This is a genomic window from Sinorhizobium alkalisoli (assembly GCF_008932245.1).
GTDB classification, from domain to species: domain Bacteria; phylum Pseudomonadota; class Alphaproteobacteria; order Rhizobiales; family Rhizobiaceae; genus Sinorhizobium; species Sinorhizobium alkalisoli.
Genome location: NZ_CP034909.1, coordinates 675,334 through 697,188, shown reverse-complemented (window position 1 = coordinate 697,188; position 21,855 = coordinate 675,334). Strand labels below are relative to the sequence as shown.

The following is a 21,855-nucleotide window of genomic DNA, read 5'->3' as shown; positions in this document are numbered from 1 at the left end:
GTTGCAGGCGTTAGATATGGATCGTATTTCATTGCAAGCGAGGTATAAACGCCGCCGACAATCGTAAATTGAACGTGTGGATGAACTGCAGCGACTGCTAAAATTTGCAATAGGCAGCATACGCCTGTTGGATTAATGCAATCGCCTAACTTACATTATTTGCCATACCAGCAATTATTAATGTAGTGCACCTATTTAAGCGCAGCCTTCCGCGGGGGCGGTCGGTACAATGCGCAGGCGTGGAAAAGGAAATCACGATGTTCGATCCCCGGGAGAAAATCGCTCTGTTTATCGACGGCGCCAATCTCTATGCCGCCTCGAAGAGCCTAGGTTTCGACATCGATTACCGCAAGCTGCTCAAAGCATTCCAGAAACGCGGCTACCTGCTCAGGGCCTATTATTACACGGCGCTCATCGAGGACCAGGAATATTCCTCAATCCGGCCGCTGATCGACTGGCTGGACTACAATGGCTACAAGGTCGTGACCAAGCCGGCCAAGGAATTCACCGACTCGCTCGGACGGCGCAAGATCAAGGGCAATATGGATATAGAGCTTGCGATCGACGCCATGGAACAGGCCGAGACCGTTGATCACTTGGTGATCTTCTCCGGCGACGGCGATTTCACCACGCTCGTCGAGGCGCTGCAGCGCAAGGGCCGCAAGGTCTCCGTCGTCTCGACCATGTCGACGCAGCCTCCGATGATCGCCGACGACCTGCGCCGCCAGGCCGACCATTTCATCGATCTCGCAACGCTCAGAGGCGAGGTTGGCCGCGAACCTTCGGAACGCACGCCGCGGCCGGCAGAGCCGGTTGCGGATGATGTGGAGCTTTGATCAGAATAGACGGGATACCAGGGCGTGCGGCGTGGTGCCCCTCTCCTCGGGTTTAACCCGAGGACTAGCCCTCTCCCCGCCTGCGGGGAGAAGGTCGCGGCAGCGGGATGAGGGGCACCAGCGCCCTCCAACAATCAACAGAACTCAACCGCGCTCCTTGAGCAGCCGGCTCTTCTGCCGGTTCCAGTCCCGCTCCTTGGCCGTCTCTCGCTTGTCGTGCAGTTTCTTGCCCTTGGCGAGCGCCAGTTCGAGTTTCGCCCGACCGCGCTCGTTGAAATAGATCCGGAGCGGCACCAGGGACATGCCCTCGCGGTTGACGGCGCCCTGCAGGCGATTGACCTGTCGCTTCGACAGAAGCAGTTTCCGCCGGCGGCGCGTCTCATGATTGAAGCGGTTGGCCTGCAGATATTCCGGCAGATAGGAATTGATCAGCCAGATTTCACCGCCCTCGTCGGTCGCGTAGGATTCAGAAATATTGGCCTTGCCCTCACGCAACGACTTGACCTCCGTTCCGGTCAGGACGAGACCGGCCTCGTAGGTATCGACGATCTCGTAGTTGAAGCGAGCCTTGCGGTTCTCCGCCACAACTCTTCTGACCGTGCGCTCGCTGCCCTTTTGTGCCATCAATTCATCAATCCCGCATGCCTGAGCGCCGCGTCGATAGCCGCCTCGGTTGCCGGCTCCAGCGTCGAGAGCAGCGGCGACCGCACCGTGCGGCTCATCCGGCCGAGGCGATTGAGCGCGTATTTCGCGCCGCAGAGACCCGGCTCCATGAAAATCGCCTTGTGTAGCGGCATCAATTTGTCTTGGTATTCCAGTGCCTTGGCATAATCACCCGCGAGCGTCGCCTCCTGGAATTCAGCGCAGAGCCGCGGGGCGACATTGGCTGTGACGGAGATGCAGCCGACCCCGCCATGCGCGTTGAAGCCGAGCGCGGTCGCGTCCTCGCCGGAAAGCTGGACGAAATCCTTGCCGCAGGCCATGCGCTGCTCGGAAACGCGCTCGATCTTGCCGGTCGCATCCTTGACACCGACGATCGTCGGATAGGCCCTTGCGAGCGCGGCCATGGTTTCGACGCTCATATCGACAACAGACCGGCCGGGAATATTGTAGATCACGATCGGCAGCTTCACGCTTTCGGCGATCGCCGCGAAATGGGCAAAGAGCCCCTTCTGCGTCGGCTTGTTGTAGTAGGGCGTAACCACCAGGATCGCATCGGCGCCGGCCCTCTCGGCGTGCTGCGCAAGCTCGATCGCCTCGATCGTGTTGTTGGAGCCGGCGCCGGCGATGACCGGCACGCGCCGCGCGGCCGCCTCGACGCAGAGTTCCACGACCTGCTTATGCTCGTCATGCGAAAGCGTCGGGGACTCGCCGGTCGTGCCCACCGGCACAAGTCCGTGGCTGCCCTCTTTCGTCTGCCATTCCACATGCGCGACGAAACGATCCGCGTCCACGGCACCGGTGGACGTGAACGGGGTTACGAGTGCGGGAATGGAACCCTTGAACATGCACAACTCCTGACGGCTCGGAAGGGCAAGAAACGCTCACTCTTTGGCCGCATTCGATGGTTAAAAACTGCCGCACCATAATCATGTGATATGGCTGCGGCAAGCGGCGTGACGATGCATTTGCCGTCAGTTTCCGTGCAAGTCGATTGTTGCGGCCTGTGGTGTTGGATCGATGTCGTTTTACGACAGAGAAGCGTTGCGTTCGACAACCGTAGCGGCCTTTGGCTCCTCGACGGATTCGCGCGGATTAATGTTTCGTTAGGGCAATCCGGCGCCAAATGAAGACTGAGACAATGGGGGAAGCTCGGGGTTCTTGATGCGCGGATCACACTTTCTGTCTCTCGCCGCCGGCGTTGGTGTCGCGATGATGGCTTCGTCTGCCGCAAGCGAAGGCCGGATACCCGTGCCGACGAGCAAGCCTGAATTTCCGGCCAAGACGGGACGCGTCGCGTCCGGAGAAGCGACCGCCACCATTCCGGCCGCGACTGCGCCCCGCAGCTTGCAAGTGAAGGCCGGCCTCGACGCCCTTTCCAACCGGAAACCGGAGCAGGCGATCGCCGTTCGCGACGGACTGCGCATGGGCACGCTCGACCGGCATATCCTCACCTGGGCAATCGCGCTCTCTGGCCAGAGGGGCGTCCCGTCCCGTGAAATTGCCGCGGCGCAACAGGAACTCGAGGGCTGGCCGGGCCTGAAGTCGCTGCGCGCCCATTCGGAGCGGGCGCTTTACCGCGAGAACCCGCCGGCTGCGGACGTCATCGCCGCCTTCGGCGCGACCCGACCGGAAACCGCGGAGGGCGCGATCGTCCTCGCGCGTGCGCTCGCCGCAGAAGACCGAAGCGCCGAAGCGGCGGGGCACCTGCGGGGCCTTTGGGTCAAGGATGCTCTGGACAAGGACATCGAAGACAAGGTGCTCTCGGAATTCTCCGCGCTGCTGCAGCCTGCCGACCACAAGCAGCGCATGGAGATGCTCCTTTACAGAAGCCGCGTCGAGCAGGCGGAGCGCTTCGCCGCGCTCGGCAAGGCGCAGTCTCTGTACCGCGCCTGGGCCGCCGTCATCCGCGGCAGCGGCAAGGCCGCCGATCTGATCGCGGCCGTCGATTCGTCCTGGCGTGACGATCCCGCCTATCTCTTCCTGCGCATCGAATATCTGCGCAAGCAGGAAAAATATGAGGAGGCGGCAAAGCTTCTCGACCGGATGCCGCGCGACAAAAGCGCCCTTGTCGATGCCGGCGAATGGTGGACGGAGCAGCGCATCGTCAGCCGTGGGCTGCTCGATCAGGGCGACTTCCGCGGCGCCTATCGCATCGCGGCGCACCATGCGGCAAACGAGCCGACCGACATCGTCGATGCCGAATTCCATGCCGGCTGGTATGCGTTGCGCGCGCTCGAAGAGCCGGCGACGGCGGCGCGCCATTTCCGCAGGATCCTCGAAGCCTCCAGCCGGCCGATCTCGGCCTCACGCGCCTGGTATTGGCTCGGGCGCGCCGCGGAGGCTGGCGGCCCCGGGAAATCGGAGGAGTATTTCGCCAATGCGGCGTACTATCCGGCAAGCTTCTACGGGCAACTGGCCGCGGCCCGACTCGGCCGCCCCACGCTCAATGTCAGCTATCCGACGCCGACGGAGGAAGACCGGAGGCGGTTCCAAGAGCGCGAAGCCGTCCGGGCTATCGACCGGCTGGAGGAGGCAGGACATGGCTGGCGTGCGGACAGCCTCTACCGGGCGCTGGCCGAGGAGCTGACCAGTCCCGAGGAACTCGCGATCCTTGCGGCGCGGGCGGAAGAAACGCGGGGCCATCAACTTTCACTGCAGATCGGCAAGATCGCCTTCGGCCGCGGCATCGACGTCGCCGCCCTCGCCTTTCCACTTGGCGTCATTCCGTCGGGCGCCAATATCGGCGGCGCCGGCAAGGCGCTCGCCTATGCAATCGCCCGCCAGGAAAGCGCCTTCAATCCGGCGGCCGTTTCCGCGGCAAATGCCCGCGGGCTCCTGCAGCTTCTGCCGGCAACCGCCAAGGGCGTGGCCAGCCGCTATGGCCTTGCCTATTCCGCAGAGCGGCTGACGGCGGACGCCGGCTATAATGCAACACTCGGGGCCCATTATCTCGGCGAGCAGATCGAGAGTTTCGGCGGCTCCTATATCCTGACCTTCATCGCCTACAATGCCGGCCCGCGCCGGGTGCCGCAGTGGATGGCACGCTACGGCGATCCGCGCGGCAAGCCGATCGACGACATCGTCGACTGGATAGAGCGCATTCCATTCGAGGAGACGCGCAATTACGTGCAGCGGGTGATGGAGAATTACCAGGTGTACAAGGCCCGCCTCGGGCAAAAGGCCGATATCGTTGCGGACTTGCGGGTGGGGCGGGAGCCTTGAGCTCGGAAACGGCGACGCACGTCCTGCCAGCCGGCATACCCCCTCTGGCCTGCCGACCATCTCCCCCACAAGGGGGAGAATACAAGCGGCATACCCCTCGCTTCCAACCGAAACGCTGCTGGAAGCGGAAAGCTCCAGTGGAGGCGGCACGGTGCCGCGAGTCGTCTCCCGCCTTGTGGGGGAGATGGCCGGCAGGCCAGAGGGGGTCGCGGCTGCCAGCACCTTTAACGACCCACCCGCCCCAAAGGAGCCAGATGTTTCAGGAACATTATTTCCGCGCCAAGGACGGCTTGAAGCTCTATGCTCGATCCTACGGCCCCGCGATCGGGCAACGTCGCAGCCCTATCGTCTGCCTGCCGGGGCTGACCCGCAACAGCCGCGATTTTCACGACCTCGCTGTTTTCCTCGCCTCGCCCGAAGGCGGCGCGCACGCGATCGTCTCGCTTGACTATCGCGGCCGCGGGCAGTCGGCGCGTGACGAGGACAAGAGCCGCTACGCAATTCCCGTCGAGGCCGAGGACATCGTCACGGCATGCGCCCATTTCGGCATCGACAAGGCCACTTTCATCGGCACCTCGCGCGGGGGCCTGATCCTTCATCACCTCGCCGTCACCACCCCTGCCCTTGTTGCTCGCGCCATTCTCAACGATATCGGCCCTGTGATCGAACTGGCGGGATTGCTCGCGATCCGCGACTACCTGAACACCAAGGACGGGCCGGCGAGTTGGGCGGTGGCGCCCGACTATCTCCGGACGGTGCACGGCCCGGACTTCCCGATCCTCACCGCCGACGACTGGCGCGCCATGGCCGAAGCGATCTACCGCGACCAGAATGGCACGCCGATCGCCGACTACGATCCAGCGATCGCCGCGCAGCTGCTGGATCTCACCGGCGAAAGCGTGCTTTCGCCACTTTGGCCCCAGTTCGACGCCTTCACCAATATTCCGATGATGGTCGTACGCGGTGAACATTCCCGACTGCTCAGCGAAGCGACGGTCCAGGAAATGGCGCGACGGCATTCCGGACTGATCGCAGTGACCGCGATCGGCCAAGGCCACGCGCCGCTCCTGCATCTCGACGGACTGAAGCAGGCGATCGGCGATTTCGTGCGCAGGTAGAAGGCCGCAAGCTCTACCCTCTGGCCTGCCGGCCATCTCCCCCACAAGGGGGGAGAATGTGCTCGGCTGCCCCTCGATCCAATCGAAACGTTTCTACAAGCGGAACGCGCTGGTGGAGGCGCAATGGTGCCGCATCGATTCCCCCCTCTTGTGGGGGAGATGGCCGGCAGGCCAGAGGGGGTAGCGGCGATCGCCATCGGTGGCCCGATGTTCAATTCTGACTGGAGGTCAGAAATGAACATCAAGAGCCTTCTTCTCGGCTCCGCTGCTGCGCTCGCAGCAGTATCCGGCGCCCAGGCTGCCGACGCGATCGTCGCTGCCGAGCCGGAGCCCATGGAATATGTTCGCGTTTGCGACGCTTTCGGCACGGGCTACTTCTACATCCCGGGCACGGAAACCTGCCTCAAGATCGGCGGCTTCATCCGCGTTCAGGGCGACTTCGGCCGTGATGAATCTGCTCCCTCCGACTGGGATGTCTTCTCCCGCGCTTACATCTCCTTCGACGCCAAGAGCGACACCGAATTCGGCACGCTCACCGGCTTCTATGCGCTCGAGGCTGATGCCGATAACGACGTCGCCGATGCCGATTACAAGATCGACGAAGCCTACATCCAGCTCGGCGGCCTGAAGGCCGGTTTCTTCTACAGCTGGTGGGATAAGGGCCTGAACGGCGAGACTGACTCGCTCTCCAGCAACTCGGAATTCAACTCCATCGCCTATCTCTATGATGGTGGTTCGTTCCAGGCTGGTGTTGCCATCGACGAACTCGAAGACATCACCACCCGCAACAACGGCGTCGGCATCGAAGGCATCGTTTCCGCTTCGCTCGGCGGCGTAAGCTTCGACCTGCTTGGCGGCTTCGACACGGAACTCGAAGAAGGCGCCATCCGCGCCCTGCTTTCGGCCGACCTCGGCCCGGGCGTCTTCCAGCTCGCTGGTATCTGGGCTTCCGACGCGAACGCCTACTTCAGCCAGTCTGAGTGGACGGTTGCCGCCTCCTACGCCTTCAAGGTCACCGACAAGTTCAAGATCACCCCCGGCGCCCAGTACTGGAGCGATCTCGCCTTCGTCGACGGCGTTGACAAGTGGAAGGTTGGCGTAACGGCCGACTATCAGATCACGGAAGGTCTCTCGTCGCGTCTGTCGGTTCAGTACACCGACGCCGACAATGCCGATGACTCCGTCGGTGGCTTCCTCCGCCTGCAGCGCGACTTCTAATCTGAACGAGCGCAAAGCCCGCAACTCTAAGGGTTGCGGGCTGTTGCCGTACTGCAACATATGCGTGCCGCCTGGGTTCTTTAGGCGGATGAAATATAAGCGTTGGCTTGAGCGCCAGCGGTTTCTTGGTCCATTCGTGGTGGGGTGGTAAGGAAACAGCAAACGTGACGTCAGGCGCCGCAAAATTGGCGAGCGACTTCGGGATTTCGGGCGCAAGTCCGGAATACGAGGTCAATTATTGTTTTGGTCAGAAGGGCCCGAAGGGCCTGGTCAAGGAGACCTCGCTAGCCGAATTGTTTCATCGCTACGCCGACATCCTGTGGGACGAAGGCCACCACAAATATAATGTAAAAGCCTTCATCGGCGAGCTCGACGAGATTCTGCTCGGCGCCCGGTTTTCCACCTTCTCGCAGGATTTGCTCGACAGTCTGATCGGCGCATTACGCAAACGCGGCAACAGCAACGCGACCATCAATCGAAAGATGTCGGCGCTGAGCAAGCTGCTGCGGAAAGCGTATAAGATGGGCGAGATCCACAGTCTGCCGGAATTCAGGCGCCAGAAGGAGCGAGCCGGACGCCTGCGCTTCCTGGAAGCCGATGAAGAGGAAGCGCTGTTCCGGGAAATCGGGATCCGCTCCGAACTCTTTCTGCAATTCTCGATATTCCTCGTGGATTCGGGCGCTCGCCTCGGCGAGGCCATCGGCCTCAAGTGGAACGACATTCATGAGGGGCGGGCAACGTTCTGGATCACGAAATCGGGACGCAGCCGCACTGTCCCCCTGACCACGAGAGCAAAAAGGGTTCTGAAAGCCCTCGCAGATCGATCCCCAGGACCATTCGGCGACGTCGACCCGCAAAAATTTCGGGCGGTCTGGAATGCGGCCAAGCAGGATGCGGGGCTCGGCGATGAAGAAGACATCGTTCCCCACATCCTAAGACATACCTGCGCCTCGCGCCTGGTGCGCGGCGGCATCGATCTCCGACGGGTTCAAATGTGGCTCGGCCATCAGACGCTGACGATGACCATGCGCTACGCCCATCTGGCAACGCACGATCTGGACATGTGCGTGCCCGTTCTCGAGCGGCATTTGGCGAGTTGAACTCACCGATCCTCATCCTGCATTTGTGACCGGAATCCTGCGCCAAGCCCTTGGCTGAAGAGACTTTCCTCTCCGATCGCCAGCTCGCCGGCGGCTGTCCCGGAGTTATTCCATCGGACACGTGACCGGGTTCAAGAATCTCTACCATGCCGATCGCAGCCCCGGAGTCAAAAAAGCCCGGCTCGATGAGCCGGGCTTTCCTTTACTGACCGAGGTCAGGTCAGATTAGAAGTCACGCTGCAGGCGGAGGAAGCCGCTGACGGAGTCGTCGCCGATGTCCGGATCGGTGTACTGAACCGACAGACGCGAAGCGAGACCTTCGGTTATCTGGTAGTCGGCCGTTACGCCAACGCGCCACTGGTCGTTGCCGTCGATGAAGTCGACATCGCTCCAGTACTGAGCGCCGGGGGTGATTGCGAACTTCTCGGTTGCATTGAAGCGGTAAGAAGCAGCAACGGTCCACTCGGCATCGCCGTAGTAGGCGTTGAAGTCGGAAGCCCAGATACCAGCGAGCTGGAAGACGCCCGGACCGAGGTCGGCCGAAAGCAGGGCGCGGATGGCGCCTTCTTCGAACTCGGTGTCGTAGCCGCCGAGCAGGTCGAAGCTTACGCCGCCGAGCGATGCGGAGACGATACCTTCGATGCCAACGCCGTTAGCCTTCGTGGAGGTGCCTTCGAGTTCGTCGATGGCAACGCCAGCCTGGAACGTGCCGCCGTCATAGAGATAGGCGATCGAGTTGAATTCCGAGTTGGTGGAGAGGTCGTCGGTTTCGCCGTTCAGGCCCTTATCCCACCAGCTGTAGAAGAAGCCGGCCTTGAGGCCGCCGAGCTGGATGTAGGCTTCGTCGACGTCGAACAGGCTGTCAGCGTCGCTGGCAGCATCGTTGTCGGCGTTTGCTTCCATGGCGAAGAAGCCGGTGAGCGTGCCGAATTCGGTGTCGCTCTTGGCGTCGAACGAGATGTAAGCGCGGGAGAACATATCCCAATCCGACGTGGACTGGTTGTTGCCGCCGAGATCGTCCTGGTTCCAACGGTTGTCCGCGGCGTCACGGCCGAAGTCGCCCTGAACGCGGATGAAGCCGCCGATCTTGAGGCAGGTTTCCGTGCCCGGGATGTAGAAGTAGCCCGTGCCGAAAGCGTCGCAAACGCGAACATATTCCATGGGCTCCGGCTCGGCAGCGACGATCGCGTCGGCAGCCTGGGCGCCGGATACTGCTGCGAGCGCAGCAGCGGAGCCGAGAAGAAGGCTCTTGATGTTCATTTCTGACCTCCAGTCAAAAGTTTCACACGGGTCTGGGTTTCTTTGCTGAAGGACAGCGTTCCCTGCCCCATCCCCAATTCGTTCAAGAAGTCGGACGATCAACCGCCCTTGCTTCCGGAGTTGAAAATACAAAACCGGGTGGGGCGCGCAACGACCAACTTGCGAGATCAACTGCTTTGCGCCGCCCTTCCCCGATCCCTGTTGCTCAAACGACACAAAATCGCCCCAGACGGCCTGAAAGGATTAACAAAGCCTTAAGAAAATCCTTTGTCGACTAGGGTTTAGCCGCGATGCATAGTGCACCCGCTGTTCCGAAAAGAGGCAGAAAGCGGCCGAAATTCGGGGCAAAACCGGGCATCGGCCCCATTCGGGCGGGGACTTTGCGTCTGCCTCGGCATGGGGGCCGAGCCGCACGGACACTCAGAATCGGGGTGGATCGGGTGATTCTCAAGGGAATCTGTGCGCGGGATGGGCGAATCGGGGGCGCTGTGGAGCGGGTGGCGATTCGGTTCGGGAGCTAGCGTTCAACCGCAGATGCCGGTGCGCATGCAGAGCGGAACGCGCTAGGCGCCGGATCGAGGGTTAAGGGGTGAAGGCCGGCTCTCACCAGAGGCGCTTGCTTGCGAAGGCGTGGCCCGATCCGGACTTCAGATAGCGTTCGAACGCTTCGGCCCTTGTCCGATCGGAAAAGGCGATATAGGTCTCCAGACGCCACGGCCTGAGCTTGGCCGTATGGGAAGATTTTCCGGCGTTGTGCTCTTGCAGGCGCCGCCTGAGATCAGCGGTCATCCCCACATAGCGCTCACCGCAAGTTTACAGACTTTCGATAAGGTAGACGTAATACAAAAAGCCCTCCTTCGCTAAAGCTTCGGAGGGCATCCTGCTTCGCCAGAAAAGTTCTGCCAATCCTGCGAAGCTCGAAGAGCGAAGCAGGATGGCGGAGAAGAAGGGAAACGCCATCAATTCCTCAGAGAGCCCGGAAAACCGCGATCTGTGGTCGCCACACTGCGTCGTTTGTGTTGCAGTTACGTGTAGCACCGTTAAGGCAGTTTGCAGCGCGTTGCAACGGCTGCATGTTCTGGTCAAGGGCCGTCGTTCGTTCTACACGGTCTGCATGACCCAGCCGCCTTACGCCTTTAACAACTACCGCGACGATCACCTCAGCTTCGTTGAAGAAGTCCTTAGCCATAGGGAACGCCGGGACGCCCTTCTGGCGCGGATCGAAAACACTGCGAACCGGGATAAACGACGCTTCCTCATTCGCCGGTTTCTAAGCGACGAAAATCTGAAGTTGTTGTATCTGCTTAAGAGCGTTCGAGCGAAGAAGCTGCTTGCGAGCTATCCGCCCGACGCGATGCGTGAGGTGGCCGCAAGAATGACGGCTACCTATCATTTCTCTGAAGCCGTGACAGCAAGGACGCATCAACCCGCCCCACACAAGCGACGCCGAACCATATATTCGTTCGGGCCGGGAAAGCATGCGCTGCAATGCATGGTGGCGGACCTGATCAAGGCGATGTTTCCTCTTCCCACGGGACGGCATTTCACGATAAATGGCGGTGTCAAAGCCGCTCTAAGGGCGGTTGATGAGCATGCCCAGCAACGGTTCGTTTACGCGATAGAACGGGACATCGAGCAATTCTATCCTCACGTGAACCTCCAAGGGCTTGCGAAGTTGCTGAGGCCGCTACCGGGTTCGGTGGTGATGAATGTCATCGGTTACAGACACGGAAATCCCGGTTCGTCTGGCGATCATTCTACCGAGGCAGTTGATGATGCGCCTCTTCCCCCCAGAGGCTTGCTGGCACAAGGAAGCGCTGCTTCGCCTGTCGCCGCCGAAGTTCTTGTGGCAGACCTTTTAGCCGGTATGCCCGATGATGTCCGTGTAATGTCCTACGCGGATAACATTTTGATCCTCGGACGTGCATTAGACAGCGTGAGGGCGGCAGATGCCTACCTTGTAGGTCGTGCAAGAGACCACGATTGTGGGCCTCTGGGGCTGAAGGCCCCGAAGGAGTGCGTCATAACAGAACCTTCGGGCATCAATTTTCTCGGTCATGACGGCTACTGGAATGGCAATCGTATTGAGTGGATGCCCGACATCCGAGCAACCAATCACATTCTAGAAGCCATAGAACTGGCCCCCACCGAGCGGGAAGGCGCCCTAGATAGAGTTCGAGAGACTATAAGGCGCCTCCGCCATTGGCGAAGGGGCTATGTCTGGGAGGCGGGCGAGGAAGAAACTCGCAGGTATGTCGCACAACTCTGGGCGAAACTCGCCTTCAACGCCCCCCGCCTTTCCCGTGATCGCATCCTCGCTATGCGAAACATCGTTGACTACTGCGACTGGGTCCATACGCAAACTGGCGCATATCCCAACCTAGCGGACCTCCTACCAGATTTCTCCGATCCCCACGAACGGTTTGGCACGCGCCCGACTTTCATCCAAGCAATTGAGCGTCGATTAGGCATTCGCCCCATCGAAGAAGAACAACCACTTGGGACGCAAACGCATTAACCAAATTATATCTCGTGCAACATGTTGCATAGGCAGCGACAATGAAGACCAATAGGCCTACCCTCACTCAAGTCCAGATCATCCAGTCACTCGCCGAGGCACTGTCTTGGTTCGAGAAAGAAATCAGCTGGGGCGTAAGTCCGGGCGAGTTGAACCATCTTACCGGACGGATCGGCGAGCTTTACGCCGCGATGATCACACGCGGGCAGATGGCACTGGACACCAATCAACGCGGATACGATGTCGTCTCCGCTTCCAACGAGCGGATTTCGGTGAAAACCGTCACGACCTCTAACCATGTTGCCTTCAACCAAAACACCTTTCACCACGTTGACCGCATTATGGTCCTCCGGATGAATATCGATGAGGAAAAAGGCGTCTCGGTCGAAGAGCTACTCGACATCTCCGCTGAGGATGCGCAACGCCTGATGCGCCCACAGGGAAGCCAACTCATCTATCCGATTGCCCGAGGATTTCGAGAAGAGCGACCAGCCGAAGATTTGGAGATCATCGCCAAAGCGCATTACGCCGACCTTGAAATCGTCCAATACGAAAGCGGCGCAATCCGCATCCGTCGAGATGGGAAGGCCCAGCCGGTCGTCGTCAAGGAAAAGTTGAGACCAATAGCGACAGAAATTGGCGTAGACCTGTTCAATTCTAAGGGCGGACTGAAAAACACGCAGGCACTCGGTGCGGACATCATTCGCGCGCTGAATGCGCGTGAAGGCGCTGATATGGGCGATGATTTTGGTTTTTCCGAAGGCGACTGTCGTCCAACCGACAGATAGCCAATGTGATCTTGCCTGTGTCAGTTGGGCGAACGCGACCGCTTTGAACAGGCTGCTCGCTTCGGCTGGAGGCGATCATTTCTGTTCGTCTTTCCTCTGATAAGGGTTGCCTCTGGCCGCCGTTTTTGGCTCGGATGCTTCAAACGCAACCTTCATCTCCGGAATGCCTGCAAGATGGCGCTCGATCCGCAGGAAACCTTGAGCAATCACGCCGAGCAGGAGGAAAAAGAAGCCCAAGCTCTCAAGAATGCCAGACAGAATGAACAGCAACGATGCTTGATCCGGGCGCATCGAGAAAGCCACCCCGGCGAACAGAATGCCACCCAGAATGCAGACCTTGCCGAAACCGGCGACAGGATGAGAGAACATGACAACTCCTCTGTGGGTTAGTCCGCCAGTGGAGACCGGCGGTATATCTGATGGTGGGGAATGGTGACGCCTTCCGGGATCGGAGCGCGTGCGAAGATGTCCGCAATTTCCGGGCCAAATTTGGCGCGTAGCTGCGCCGCGAGGTCAATCGGCACTGAAGACAGCCGGGCGAACCATTCTTCGCCTGTCGCGGCGTATCGCTCGACAATGCGCCGCCACTGATCCGGCTTACTGAAGCGCTGGTGGAGGGCCATATGGATCGAATGATTTAGGGTGTACGGCTCCCAGCCATAATAAGTTTCGCTGTGCAGCCTTAGCTGCTGTGTCTGCCCCGAGATGCAACATGTTGCACCGCGTGTCGCCCAGTCGTTGTCGATCATGAACATTACTAACTGCCAGCCGCGCACCCTCTCTTCGTGGGTAAAGCCGTTGTAGACCGGCAGCGTGCAGTAAAAACGCCTCCGTAAACGCGGGATCATTGTCCAACACCACTCTGAGCTCGTTGACGATGTGATCAATTAGCGTGAAGCTAGGGTCTTGCTTCTGCTTCTTGTCGAAACTTCTCAAGGTTATCTTTAGGGGGAGCAGCAGGTCTCGTGGTTCGAAACCGGGTCGCTTTGTATTCTGTGCCTCGACGGAAATTCTTTTTGCCAGATCATAGCACAGCAATTGGGTTAGAGTTGACTTCCCCCCACCCGGATCGCCGAGAACCACCGCCCGATAGAAGCTCCTCTTGAAGTCACTTAAACTAAGCTTCTGTCCGTCTCCAGAGCCGTCAGGGCTCGGGACAGCTATTTTCTCTCCATCGGTTAAGCTTAGACGCGCCGAGATTACAATCTTGTTTATTAGCACGCGTTTTGTACCGCGATCTGTTTCGACCGCAACATCCCTGTTTGCGGCCTCAACTGCCTTTGCCAATTTCAGCTTTGCATCGCGATACTGGTCATAAGAAAGAGTTGTCTTCAGTTTGTCTGCTGACGATAGCGCTCGCCTCACATCGTCTACACGCTGCCGCAAATCGCCTACCTGAGCCTGCAGAATACTGAGAAGCTCTTTGTCCTTGACTGCCTCCTCTAGCCGAAGCCTAACTGCCGTGCAGTATGCATCAAACAGCTCGTCTGCCCCGAAAGGAAGAGGTGTATACGTGTTGTAAATGCAGTCAAACGCTGGCTTAATCTCGTCCGGCGACAATGAGCACATTAGTAGATGGGTAAGTGTCGACGGTATAGCACTGCGCTTGATCTCAGACAGAAATTCGTCCACTCGTTCCGAGTATTCATTGTAGCGGTGGGCGATTACCCGCGCTAGGTCAGCCAGTGCTGCAGCGGCTCTACTCGCCTGCTCATTGCTGGCTGATGTGCCATCGAGCGCTTTTCCGAGCTCCGCTCTTCTAGTTGCCGCAGACTTAATCGCGGTAACAGGATGTTTCAGTCCCTCGTGCAATGCCGAGGAGACAAGACCCAGCGCAACCTCACTTATCATCAGCAACCCTCGCCCTAGCGATCTTCACCTGATACTAGAAGTGGAACAGGTTCAAGGGCACCGAAATGTAATCCACATAGTTGTATTACGCCGTGGGTTTCACTCGGTATTTTGGGCGGCAAGGGTGCTTAGTATTCGGCCATACACGTGCGCCCCGTGATGTGCGAAAGGTCGAACTTCGGCAGCACTAGTTTCTCGATCCAAGGCTTGAGCGTATCGGCTTCGAAGCCCTGCCCATATGACCTGCTTGTTTTCATTTTGCGGGACCATCCTTGGATAGCTTCGATATAATTCTCCGGCACGTGACCGCGATCGAGCCCATCCTTCAGCGTATGGCGGAACATGTGAAAGCAGGCTGCGGTGTCGATGTCCTTGATCCCACAGGCCTTCAGAAAAGTCCCGAAGCGCTTCGAGAAGATCGCTGTTTGCGTGCCGTCGGCGCCCTTTTTAACGTCCGGAAACAGGGCGCCATTTTCCGAGTTCCGCTGCTCTTCGACAAACTTCAAAAAACCCGCCTGCAGCAAAACTGAATGCAAGGGCACCTCACGTCTACTGTAGGCGTTCTTACCCTTGCGTTTGCTGAGATCGATGTAGGCTGTACCCGTTTCACTAATGAGGACGTTGTCCGCTGTTAGGCTCAGGATTTCCCCCTCGCGCATACCGGTAAACAGTCCCAATAGCGGCAACCAATATCGGCTCTTCTTGATGATATTGGGTCCGGGCGTCGCAAATCCGAGCTTGTCATCCTTGCAGCCGCGATAGATCGGCGCATCGAATATTGCAGCAAGTTGTTCGGCAGAGAAGGCGCCGCGCAACTCGTGCTTGGCGGGTCGTTTGCCGCGAGGTTTGATGTCGGTCACCACGAGGTCTTTAGTCATCCTCTCGTTGCTGGCCCATGTGAAGAGCCGCACCATCAATGCAACGTAGATCGCCTGCGTACCATAGGACATTGCCGGGAGGTCGTTCTGGCGAGCATATTCGATGATCTCATCTATGCTCGCGTCGGGTGGCGGCGCGCCCTTCTTCTTCGCGTAGTTCGGTGGCAGTCTGGCGACGGCGTCGCGAAACGCGAAGCATTGCTCACGGGTGATGGTCGCGGCAGGGGTATCGGCCCCGAAAAAGCGCTTGATGACCTCGAAGATCGCTCGGTACTTGGCTTCCGTTTTCGCCGCCTTCGGCTCAAGGGAAATCACCCGATCCCAGAATAGGTCGATGGCCGAGGATACGGATATGTTTGGCTTACGGGCGACCGCTACCCGCGACAAATCATCCTCGCACAAGTCCGCAAAGGCCGCATCTCGCGGATCGTCGGAAAAGTCCCCATCAAACCGCGCCAATTCAATGCGCCCAGCCGCCGCCAGAGCGCGGCGAACCATCTCCAACAGGCGCGCGTCCACGCGCTGTCGATCCAGCACACTGTAGCCATTTCGGCGTAATGCACTCACGGCGGCTGATTGAACGCGTTGATCGGCAGCAAGGCTGTCAGGGTCGAGTAGATCGCCAACATCGGCGCTCATTTCGTCACGGATGTCGGAAACTGCCTCAGGAAGGTACTCCCTCGCCGTCCGCTTGCTCTCCGGATCGGAAATGCGCTCTTTCACTAGAGCACGCGCAATAGCGACAGCTTCTTCCTCGGTGACGTTCAACACATCTTGCGGCAAGTCTGAGGTAGCGACACCAGCAAACAAATCGCGCCGACGCCGTATTGCGCTGAACTCCGCTTCGAGCTTGGCCATTTCTGCGTGAAACAGGGGTAAGGCCGTGTCGTAGTCGTCGGTTTCCAGACTGATGGGAATTTCGCGCCGCCCGTATCGACCAACGAGGTCGTTGGGAACTCTCTTGCGGAGATACCAAATACGGCCACGCTGAACGAGGCCCGGTGGTTTTGCCATGTCGTCCATACCCGTGCGTGTAGCACGTTTGTGTAGCAGTTGACGACAAAACCTTTGGCCTAGAGGCCGAAATCCAGCATGCCTGGGCTAATCGGAGGGAAATGGCGGAGAAGAAGGGATTCGAACCCTCGATACCGTTTCCGGTATACTCCCTTAGCAGGGGAGCGCCTTCGACCACTCGGCCACCTCTCCGTTAGCGCCTGACTAGTGTCAGTGCGTCGGCAATGCAAGATTTTTTTGTCGGATTTCAGGAAATCCTACCATTTTCGTCCGGGTTCCGGCGGGGCGAGCCGTCGAATCAGAAGCGCGCTGCAGACGCTTCGACGTGCTGCCCGCAAAGGCATTCCTGGATCGGCTGATCCGTATCCAATTTGCCGACCGTCTTCATGCAGCGCCGGCGCGGAGGCAAAGCGGCGTCTGCGGGAAAGCGACGCTCGTTAGATTTCTATCGAATATCTTCAAGGGATTGCAAGCTTGCCGGCGGAGACTGACTGTCGGCCTTTGCAACAGGTTTGCGAAAAGCGCCGGCGAATGACTTGCCGGGATTCCACCTTCCATGAGCCCGACCGGAGCGACGGGTGCGACGCCGGCGAAAGCCGATGATGCCCGCCTTTGCACTGTCGGCGCTCCATTTGCCGGAGCAGATGCATGCAGCAGTCGACGATGTATTCGCTTGCGCCTTCGCCGCTCTATGACGAACGTCACGAGCGCTTCGCCATCGCCCATGCCGGAACGCTGATGGCGGTGCAGCCGGGGCTTGGCGGAGTATCCATACGGGCCTGCAGGATGATCGAAATCTCGCGTGGCGGAGCGCGCTTTTCCGTCGGCACCACGATCGGCTTGCCGCTGCACTACTATCTCCACGTCGTCGGAACGAACCGGCGCATCGGTTGCGCCGAGATCCACCGGGCGGGCGACAAACTCGCGGTGCAATTCATCAAGACGATCGAAGAATCGTTCCTGCACGAGATCGTCCGCCTCGATTACTTTACCGGAGAAAGCCGAAACGCGAGAACGACGAGGGACCCACGTCGCCTCACGGCGCCGGCGCGCCCCTTCTTCTTCGGCGCGGACAGCCGCGGCTGAAACGACCGCGATCTTTCTTGCGCGAGGCGATTCCGATTTCGGTTCTTATGCGTTAAGTTCCGGGCGCACTTCGAACAGGGTCGTCCATATGTCCGCCTTCTCGCGTTTCACGCCGCTCATCCAGTCCTTGCCGGCCACCATTCCCTTCGTCGGACCGGAGGCCATCGAGCGACAGCGCGGCCGCAGGATCGCCGCCCGCATCGGCGCCAATGAGAGCGGGTTCGGCCCGGCTCCGTCAGTGCTACTGGCCATGCAGGAGGCGGCCGGCGAAACGTGGAAATATGCGGATCCTGAAAATTGGGAACTGAAGCAGGCTCTTGCCGCCCATCTCGGGGTGCCGCCGGCTAGTGTCGCCATCGGCGAAGGCATCGACAGCCTGCTCGGGCAGATCGTCCGCCTCGTCGTCGAGCCCGGCGCACCGGTCGTCACCTCGCTCGGAGGCTACCCGACTTTCAACTATCACGTTGCGGGCCATGGCGGCCGGCTGGTGACGGTACCCTATGTCAACGACCGCGAAGACCTCGAGGGATTGCTTGCCGCCGTGAGGCGTGAGGACGCGCCGCTCGTCTATTTCGCCAATCCCGACAATCCGATGGGCAGTTGGTGGCCAGCCGATCGCATCGTCGATTTTGCCGCCGCCTTGCCGGAAACGACGCTCTTCATCCTCGATGAGGCCTACAGCGAAACGGCCCCGCCGGAGTCGGTCCCACCGGTCGAAAGCCTGATCGACCGACCCAATGTGATTCGCACCCGCACCTTCTCCAAGGCCTATGGGCTTGCCGGTGCGCGCGTCGGCTACGCGCTGGCGACAGCCGGCACCGCCCAGGCCTTCGACAAGATCCGCAATCATTTCGGCATGAGCCGCGTGGGCGTTGCGGCGGCAATCGCGGCACTGGCAGATCAGGCCTATCTCACTGAAGTCACTCGGCGGATCGCGAGGTCCCGCGACCGGATTGCCACAATTGCCCGGGATAATGGCCTGACGCCGCTTGCCTCCGCGACGAATTTCGTTGCCGTCGATTGCGGCCGCGACGCGCGCTATGCCAGAGCGATCGTCGAAAGGCTGATGAGCGACCACGGCGTCTTCATCCGCATGCCGGGTGTGGCGCCGCTCGATCGCTGCGTCCGGATCAGCGCCGGGCCGGATGCGGAGATGGACCTGCTTGCAGCCTCGCTTCCCGCCGTCCTCAAGAACCTGAACTGAACGGCGCCGCCTCGACGTCAGTGCATCGTCATCCATTCGCGCGCCGCGCGGAGGGCGGCCGCAAGCTCGGTCTTGCTCATGGTGGCGGCAAGGTCAGCGCGAAGACCCGCGGCGCGATCGGAGCCCTTGATGGCGGCGATGTTCAACCACTTGTGGGCGGCGACCAAATCGACTGGCCTGCCGCGGCCCGTGGCATAGGCAAGGCCCATTTCACAGAGGGCGTCGGCCCGGTTGTCGCCACCCATCGCGGCATCCGAAACAGTCTGCATGTCAAAGCGTGCCATTGTCGTGTCCCTGTCTTCGATTGGTGCGCCTCAATCGTAGGGCGCACCTGTCTTTTGTCGTTTTGTCGGTCCCTGTCTTCGTCTTGCCTCTTGGCGGGCTTCCGGAAGTGCACCGTCTTTGCGCAGCGTCGCTTCCGGTTTTTCGGCGGGGTGTTCGCCCCGCTCCTCTTATGGCTCCGAGTATCGCCGAGGCCCTTCAACAGGCGCTTAAAATGCATGCTTAATTTGCCGAAAACAAAGTTCAAATACTTGGTAAACTTGGGTTTTTGTTAAGCATCGCGGCCCCTCAAACAGCGGCAATTCGCCTAGAATTTTACGAAATCTTCAATCTTCGATTTCAACCATACGCTAACCATGAAACCAGGAACGGGTCCGCTTGCGCGGCGCTCCGCCTCGCCAAATGCCCGCTTTCCGGCTTATTTACCTTTACGTATGCGTAAGTTATCCTGTGCTCAGGCGGCGTGGAGGCCGCCCATTTTGTCGGAGGAACTTGAATGATTCGCACTTTGCTCGTAGCCGCGGCACTCGCTCTTGCCGCGGCAGCCTCGGTCCAGGCAGCCGAACCGATCGTCGGCAACTGGAAGACCGCCAGCGGCGCCACGGCGGAAATCGCCCCCTGCAGCGGTTCCTTCTGCGTCACGCTGAAGACGGGCAAACATGCCGGGAAACGCATTGGTAATCTTGCTGGCGCTGCCGGCAGCTACAGCGGCGAAATCACCGATCCGGAGAGCGACAAGACCTATAGCGGCTCGGGCTCGGTCGACGGCAATTCGCTGCAAATGAAGGGCTGCGTGCTGAAGGTGCTTTGCAAGTCACAGACCTGGACTCGTCTGTAAGCGGTTTTGATCAGGGTCGAAGCAAGACCCCTCCCCACAGGTGGGAGGTGCTTAATCTGCCGCACCTCCTCACCGCATCTTGACTGTAGCAGCAGGAGCTAAGGCAGTGAAATGCCCAGGGATTTGCCGCAATCTCCAAGCCCCTCCCACCTGTGGGGTTGAAGAGGGTTGCCGCGAAGCGGCATTCGTTTGCACCACATGTCGCCTCACCCGGCGCTACCGCGCGCGCTGGCCGAACAGGATCTTCTGGGCTTCCTTGTCCTCTGCAAGGCTCTTCTGACGGGCTCGCTCCTCCTTGCCGACCTCGATTGCCTTCTTGACCGCCGGGCGCGCGAGCATCGTCTCGAACCAGCGCTTCAGGTTCGGGAACTCGTTGAGATCTTGCCCCTGGTTCTCGTGCGGGATCACCCAGCCGATCGCAGCCATGTCGGCAATGGAGTAATCGGCGGCCAGGAAGGGCCGGTCGGCGAGACGCTTGTTCATCACGCCATAGAGGCGGTTCACTTCATTGGTGTAGCGCTCGATGCCATAGGCGATCCGTTCCGGCGCATATTGCCGGAAGTGATGGGCCTGCCCCGCCATGGGGCCGAGACCGCCGACCTGCCAGAAGAGCCATTGCTCGACTTCGACGCGGGCACGTTCGTCGCTCGGATAGAACCTGCGGTACTTGCGGCCGAGATATTGCAGGATCGCACCCGACTCGAACACCGAGATCGGCACGCCGTCCGGGCCCTCGGGATCGACGATCGCCGGCATGCGGTTATTGGGCGAGATCTCCAGGAATTCCGGCGCGAACTGGTCGCCGCGGCCGATATTGACGTATTTGACCACGTAGGGAACGCCGAGTTCCTCCAGCATGATGGTGATCTTCCAGCCGTTCGGTGTCGGCCAGTAATAAAGCTCGATCGGAGCCGTCATCGGCGATCTCTCCTTGAGGTTCGTGGAAAACCACAGGTAGGAACGCGCTCCGCGCGAGGCAAGGCCCCTGCCTTCAACCAAGATGAACGGCAGATGAATGGGCGCCTCAGCAAGAATTCAGTTTGGTTGTGCGAAAAGACGCCCAATCGATTTGACAGCGCCTCCAGCCCACGGACAGAAACATGGATATCCTCGCCCGACGCCTCACCCTCATCAGCCTGCTGATGGTCGTCTTCGCAATGTCACTCGCTGCGGCCGTAGGCGCCGACACCGAGCGTCGCCGCCAGAACACCTATATCGGCTCGCTGACCGACTGCACCGCACACACCGCACAATATTGCCAGGCCAAGCTTTAAGGCGGGACTGGAGGCGAGCGGTCTTCCCCCCCCCCGCTCGCTCCGCCCCAACACACCAGGATCAGGGAAATGTCCGCGTTCGTCTCCTCCGCCATCCTTGCACTCCGGCTCCTGTTCGTCACGGGCCTGCTGATGGCGCCGATCGGAGCGGTGGCCTACAACAAGGCCAGCACCTCCGGCATCGGCAAGAACGGCGCCGGCTTCGTTCTCTTCATGACGCTCCAGCGCCAGGCGATGAGTTGATCACACGGTCGCGCCCACTCCATTTCCCTCTTGCGCTTCACCTAACTCTCCGCTCCTTGTCACCCGTGAAAGGAGCAAGCCATGCCCGCATTCGCCATCTATTTCCTTGCAGCACTTGCCGAGATCGCCAGCTGCTTCGCCTTCTGGGCGTGGCTCAAGCTCGACAAGTCCGCCTGGTGGCTCATACCCGGCATGGGTTCTCTGGCCCTCTTTGCCTGGCTCCTGACCATGATCGATACGGCCGCTGCCGGGCGCGCCTATGCGGCCTATGGCGGCGTCTACATCGCCACATCGCTCACCTGGCTTTGGATCGCCGAGGGCATCAGGCCCGACCGTTGGGACCTGACCGGCATGGCGGTTGCAATTGCCGGCAGCGCGATCATTCTCGCAGGCCCCCGCTAGCGCATCGGCCCGAAGATCGTGCCCGATTTTTCGGAAAGCTCAATGCACAGCTTCAAAGAC

The 21,855-nt window shown here is 59.9% G+C and carries 22 protein-coding genes and 1 tRNA gene; 13 read left to right on the top strand and 10 right to left on the bottom strand.

Going from position 1 to position 21,855, the window contains the following annotated elements; all coding sequences use genetic code 11:
- Positions 1-257 precede the first annotated feature (257 nt).
- Positions 258-836, top strand: coding sequence for a LabA-like NYN domain-containing protein (locus EKH55_RS03370; RefSeq protein ID WP_034854310.1), 579 nt, complete (start codon positions 258-260; stop codon positions 834-836).
- Positions 837-980: 144 nt separating this feature from the next.
- Here EKH55_RS03370 and smpB read toward each other — a convergent pair whose 3' ends face one another.
- On the bottom strand, positions 981-1,460 hold the full coding sequence (smpB, locus tag EKH55_RS03365; protein ID WP_069460541.1) for an SsrA-binding protein SmpB: 480 nt from the start codon (positions 1,458-1,460) through the stop codon (positions 981-983).
- Complete coding sequence (gene dapA / locus EKH55_RS03360; RefSeq protein WP_151610977.1) at positions 1,460-2,344, bottom strand: 4-hydroxy-tetrahydrodipicolinate synthase; 885 nt, start codon at positions 2,342-2,344, stop codon at positions 1,460-1,462. Before dapA ends, smpB begins: the two co-directional genes overlap by 1 nt.
- Positions 2,345-2,660: 316 nt before the next feature.
- Here dapA and EKH55_RS03355 point away from each other — a divergent pair, with 316 nt between their 5' ends.
- From EKH55_RS03355 to EKH55_RS03340, 4 genes are all read left to right on the top strand, one after another.
- Positions 2,661-4,721, top strand: a complete 2,061-nt coding sequence (locus tag EKH55_RS03355) for a lytic transglycosylase domain-containing protein (protein ID WP_151610976.1) — start codon at positions 2,661-2,663, stop codon at positions 4,719-4,721.
- Between the two features lie 254 nt (positions 4,722-4,975).
- Positions 4,976-5,839, top strand: a complete 864-nt coding sequence (locus EKH55_RS03350) for an alpha/beta fold hydrolase (protein WP_069460538.1) — start codon at positions 4,976-4,978, stop codon at positions 5,837-5,839.
- A gap of 234 nt (positions 5,840-6,073) precedes the next feature.
- Positions 6,074-7,057: a porin gene (locus EKH55_RS03345; RefSeq protein ID WP_069460537.1), complete on the top strand. Its 984-nt coding sequence runs from the start codon at positions 6,074-6,076 to the stop codon at positions 7,055-7,057.
- A gap of 164 nt (positions 7,058-7,221) precedes the next feature.
- Positions 7,222-8,157 (top strand): tyrosine-type recombinase/integrase, encoded by a 936-nt coding sequence (locus tag EKH55_RS03340; protein WP_069460536.1) that lies wholly within the window; start codon positions 7,222-7,224, stop codon positions 8,155-8,157.
- Positions 8,158-8,382: 225 nt separating this feature from the next.
- On the opposite strand, the gene EKH55_RS03335 is transcribed toward EKH55_RS03340, so the two are convergent.
- Together EKH55_RS03335 and EKH55_RS03330 are read right to left on the bottom strand one after the other, a co-directional pair.
- Positions 8,383-9,417 carry a porin gene (locus EKH55_RS03335; protein WP_151610975.1) on the bottom strand — a complete coding sequence of 345 codons (1,035 nt, stop codon included), beginning with the start codon at positions 9,415-9,417 and terminating at the stop codon, positions 8,383-8,385.
- Positions 9,418-10,020: 603 nt separating this feature from the next.
- Complete coding sequence (locus EKH55_RS03330; RefSeq protein ID WP_345790217.1) at positions 10,021-10,212, bottom strand: GIY-YIG nuclease family protein; 192 nt, start codon at positions 10,210-10,212, stop codon at positions 10,021-10,023.
- A 139-nt stretch (positions 10,213-10,351) separates the two neighbouring features.
- Between EKH55_RS03330 and EKH55_RS03325 the strand changes: the two genes are divergently transcribed.
- Both EKH55_RS03325 and EKH55_RS03320 read left to right on the top strand, forming a co-directional pair.
- Entirely contained in the window at positions 10,352-11,935 is a 1,584-nt protein-coding gene (locus tag EKH55_RS03325) for a hypothetical protein (RefSeq protein ID WP_151610973.1), read from the top strand.
- A gap of 41 nt (positions 11,936-11,976) precedes the next feature.
- Positions 11,977-12,723 carry a DUF6998 domain-containing protein gene (locus EKH55_RS03320; protein ID WP_210249907.1) on the top strand — a complete coding sequence of 249 codons (747 nt, stop codon included), beginning with the start codon at positions 11,977-11,979 and terminating at the stop codon, positions 12,721-12,723.
- Positions 12,724-12,798: 75 nt separating this feature from the next.
- On the opposite strand, the gene EKH55_RS03315 is transcribed toward EKH55_RS03320, so the two are convergent.
- The 4 genes from EKH55_RS03315 to EKH55_RS03300 all read right to left on the bottom strand — a co-directional run bounded on the left by EKH55_RS03315 (position 12,799) and on the right by EKH55_RS03300 (position 16,658).
- Positions 12,799-13,092 (bottom strand): hypothetical protein, encoded by a 294-nt coding sequence (locus tag EKH55_RS03315; RefSeq protein WP_151610972.1) that lies wholly within the window; start codon positions 13,090-13,092, stop codon positions 12,799-12,801.
- 228 nt (positions 13,093-13,320) lie between these two features.
- Positions 13,321-14,574, bottom strand: a complete 1,254-nt coding sequence (locus EKH55_RS03310; protein ID WP_151610971.1) for an NACHT domain-containing protein — start codon at positions 14,572-14,574, stop codon at positions 13,321-13,323.
- A 128-nt stretch (positions 14,575-14,702) separates the two neighbouring features.
- Positions 14,703-16,466 carry a site-specific integrase gene (locus EKH55_RS03305; protein WP_192803741.1) on the bottom strand — a complete coding sequence of 588 codons (1,764 nt, stop codon included), beginning with the start codon at positions 16,464-16,466 and terminating at the stop codon, positions 14,703-14,705.
- 102 nt (positions 16,467-16,568) lie between these two features.
- Positions 16,569-16,658, bottom strand: a tRNA-Ser gene (locus EKH55_RS03300).
- Between the two features lie 456 nt (positions 16,659-17,114).
- On the opposite strand from EKH55_RS03300, the gene EKH55_RS03295 reads away from it, so the two are divergent.
- Complete coding sequence (locus EKH55_RS03295) at positions 17,115-17,552, top strand: hypothetical protein (protein WP_069460534.1); 438 nt, start codon at positions 17,115-17,117, stop codon at positions 17,550-17,552.
- Between the two features lie 88 nt (positions 17,553-17,640).
- On the top strand, positions 17,641-18,756 hold the full coding sequence (locus EKH55_RS03290; protein WP_151610969.1) for a pyridoxal phosphate-dependent aminotransferase: 1,116 nt from the start codon (positions 17,641-17,643) through the stop codon (positions 18,754-18,756).
- Between the two features lie 17 nt (positions 18,757-18,773).
- Here the strand turns inward: EKH55_RS03290 and EKH55_RS03285 are convergent, their stop codons facing one another.
- Positions 18,774-19,040 carry an SEL1-like repeat protein gene (locus EKH55_RS03285; RefSeq protein WP_069460532.1) on the bottom strand — a complete coding sequence of 89 codons (267 nt, stop codon included), beginning with the start codon at positions 19,038-19,040 and terminating at the stop codon, positions 18,774-18,776.
- Positions 19,041-19,534: 494 nt separating this feature from the next.
- On the opposite strand from EKH55_RS03285, the gene EKH55_RS03280 reads away from it, so the two are divergent.
- Entirely contained in the window at positions 19,535-19,876 is a 342-nt protein-coding gene (locus EKH55_RS03280) for a DUF2147 domain-containing protein (protein WP_069460531.1), read from the top strand.
- A 216-nt stretch (positions 19,877-20,092) separates the two neighbouring features.
- Here EKH55_RS03280 and EKH55_RS03275 read toward each other — a convergent pair whose 3' ends face one another.
- The gene (locus EKH55_RS03275) at positions 20,093-20,794 is read right to left on the bottom strand and encodes a glutathione S-transferase family protein (protein ID WP_069460530.1); all 702 of its coding nucleotides are present in this window, start codon (positions 20,792-20,794) and stop codon (positions 20,093-20,095) included.
- A gap of 182 nt (positions 20,795-20,976) precedes the next feature.
- On the opposite strand from EKH55_RS03275, the gene EKH55_RS03270 reads away from it, so the two are divergent.
- The 3 genes from EKH55_RS03270 to EKH55_RS03260 all read left to right on the top strand — a co-directional run bounded on the left by EKH55_RS03270 (position 20,977) and on the right by EKH55_RS03260 (position 21,795).
- Complete coding sequence (locus EKH55_RS03270; protein ID WP_151610968.1) at positions 20,977-21,150, top strand: hypothetical protein; 174 nt, start codon at positions 20,977-20,979, stop codon at positions 21,148-21,150.
- 69 nt (positions 21,151-21,219) lie between these two features.
- Positions 21,220-21,393, top strand: a complete 174-nt coding sequence (locus tag EKH55_RS03265) for a hypothetical protein (protein WP_034854326.1) — start codon at positions 21,220-21,222, stop codon at positions 21,391-21,393.
- An 81-nt stretch (positions 21,394-21,474) separates the two neighbouring features.
- Positions 21,475-21,795: a YnfA family protein gene (locus EKH55_RS03260; RefSeq protein ID WP_151610967.1), complete on the top strand. Its 321-nt coding sequence runs from the start codon at positions 21,475-21,477 to the stop codon at positions 21,793-21,795.
- Positions 21,796-21,855: the final 60 nt, after the last annotated feature.

Coding starts and splice junctions, on each gene's coding strand:
- EKH55_RS03315 (WP_151610972.1), bottom strand. CDS start 13,092: ATGTTCTCTCATCCTGTCGCCGGTTTCGGCAAGGTCTGCATTCTGGGT.
- EKH55_RS03275 (WP_069460530.1), bottom strand. CDS start 20,794: ATGACGGCTCCGATCGAGCTTTATTACTGGCCGACACCGAACGGCTGG.
- EKH55_RS03265 (WP_034854326.1), top strand. CDS start 21,220: ATGTCCGCGTTCGTCTCCTCCGCCATCCTTGCACTCCGGCTCCTGTTC.
- EKH55_RS03370 (WP_034854310.1), top strand. CDS start 258: ATGTTCGATCCCCGGGAGAAAATCGCTCTGTTTATCGACGGCGCCAAT.
- EKH55_RS03295 (WP_069460534.1), top strand. CDS start 17,115: ATGCAGCAGTCGACGATGTATTCGCTTGCGCCTTCGCCGCTCTATGAC.
- smpB (WP_069460541.1), bottom strand. CDS start 1,460: ATGGCACAAAAGGGCAGCGAGCGCACGGTCAGAAGAGTTGTGGCGGAG.
- EKH55_RS03290 (WP_151610969.1), top strand. CDS start 17,641: ATGTCCGCCTTCTCGCGTTTCACGCCGCTCATCCAGTCCTTGCCGGCC.
- EKH55_RS03280 (WP_069460531.1), top strand. CDS start 19,535: ATGATTCGCACTTTGCTCGTAGCCGCGGCACTCGCTCTTGCCGCGGCA.
- EKH55_RS03270 (WP_151610968.1), top strand. CDS start 20,977: ATGGATATCCTCGCCCGACGCCTCACCCTCATCAGCCTGCTGATGGTC.
- EKH55_RS03355 (WP_151610976.1), top strand. CDS start 2,661: ATGCGCGGATCACACTTTCTGTCTCTCGCCGCCGGCGTTGGTGTCGCG.
- EKH55_RS03325 (WP_151610973.1), top strand. CDS start 10,352: ATGGCGGAGAAGAAGGGAAACGCCATCAATTCCTCAGAGAGCCCGGAA.
- EKH55_RS03260 (WP_151610967.1), top strand. CDS start 21,475: ATGCCCGCATTCGCCATCTATTTCCTTGCAGCACTTGCCGAGATCGCC.
- dapA (WP_151610977.1), bottom strand. CDS start 2,344: ATGTTCAAGGGTTCCATTCCCGCACTCGTAACCCCGTTCACGTCCACC.
- EKH55_RS03345 (WP_069460537.1), top strand. CDS start 6,074: ATGAACATCAAGAGCCTTCTTCTCGGCTCCGCTGCTGCGCTCGCAGCA.
- EKH55_RS03305 (WP_192803741.1), bottom strand. CDS start 16,466: ATGGCAAAACCACCGGGCCTCGTTCAGCGTGGCCGTATTTGGTATCTC.
- EKH55_RS03335 (WP_151610975.1), bottom strand. CDS start 9,417: ATGAACATCAAGAGCCTTCTTCTCGGCTCCGCTGCTGCGCTCGCAGCA.
- EKH55_RS03350 (WP_069460538.1), top strand. CDS start 4,976: ATGTTTCAGGAACATTATTTCCGCGCCAAGGACGGCTTGAAGCTCTAT.
- EKH55_RS03285 (WP_069460532.1), bottom strand. CDS start 19,040: ATGGCACGCTTTGACATGCAGACTGTTTCGGATGCCGCGATGGGTGGC.
- EKH55_RS03310 (WP_151610971.1), bottom strand. CDS start 14,574: ATGATAAGTGAGGTTGCGCTGGGTCTTGTCTCCTCGGCATTGCACGAG.
- EKH55_RS03320 (WP_210249907.1), top strand. CDS start 11,977: ATGAAGACCAATAGGCCTACCCTCACTCAAGTCCAGATCATCCAGTCA.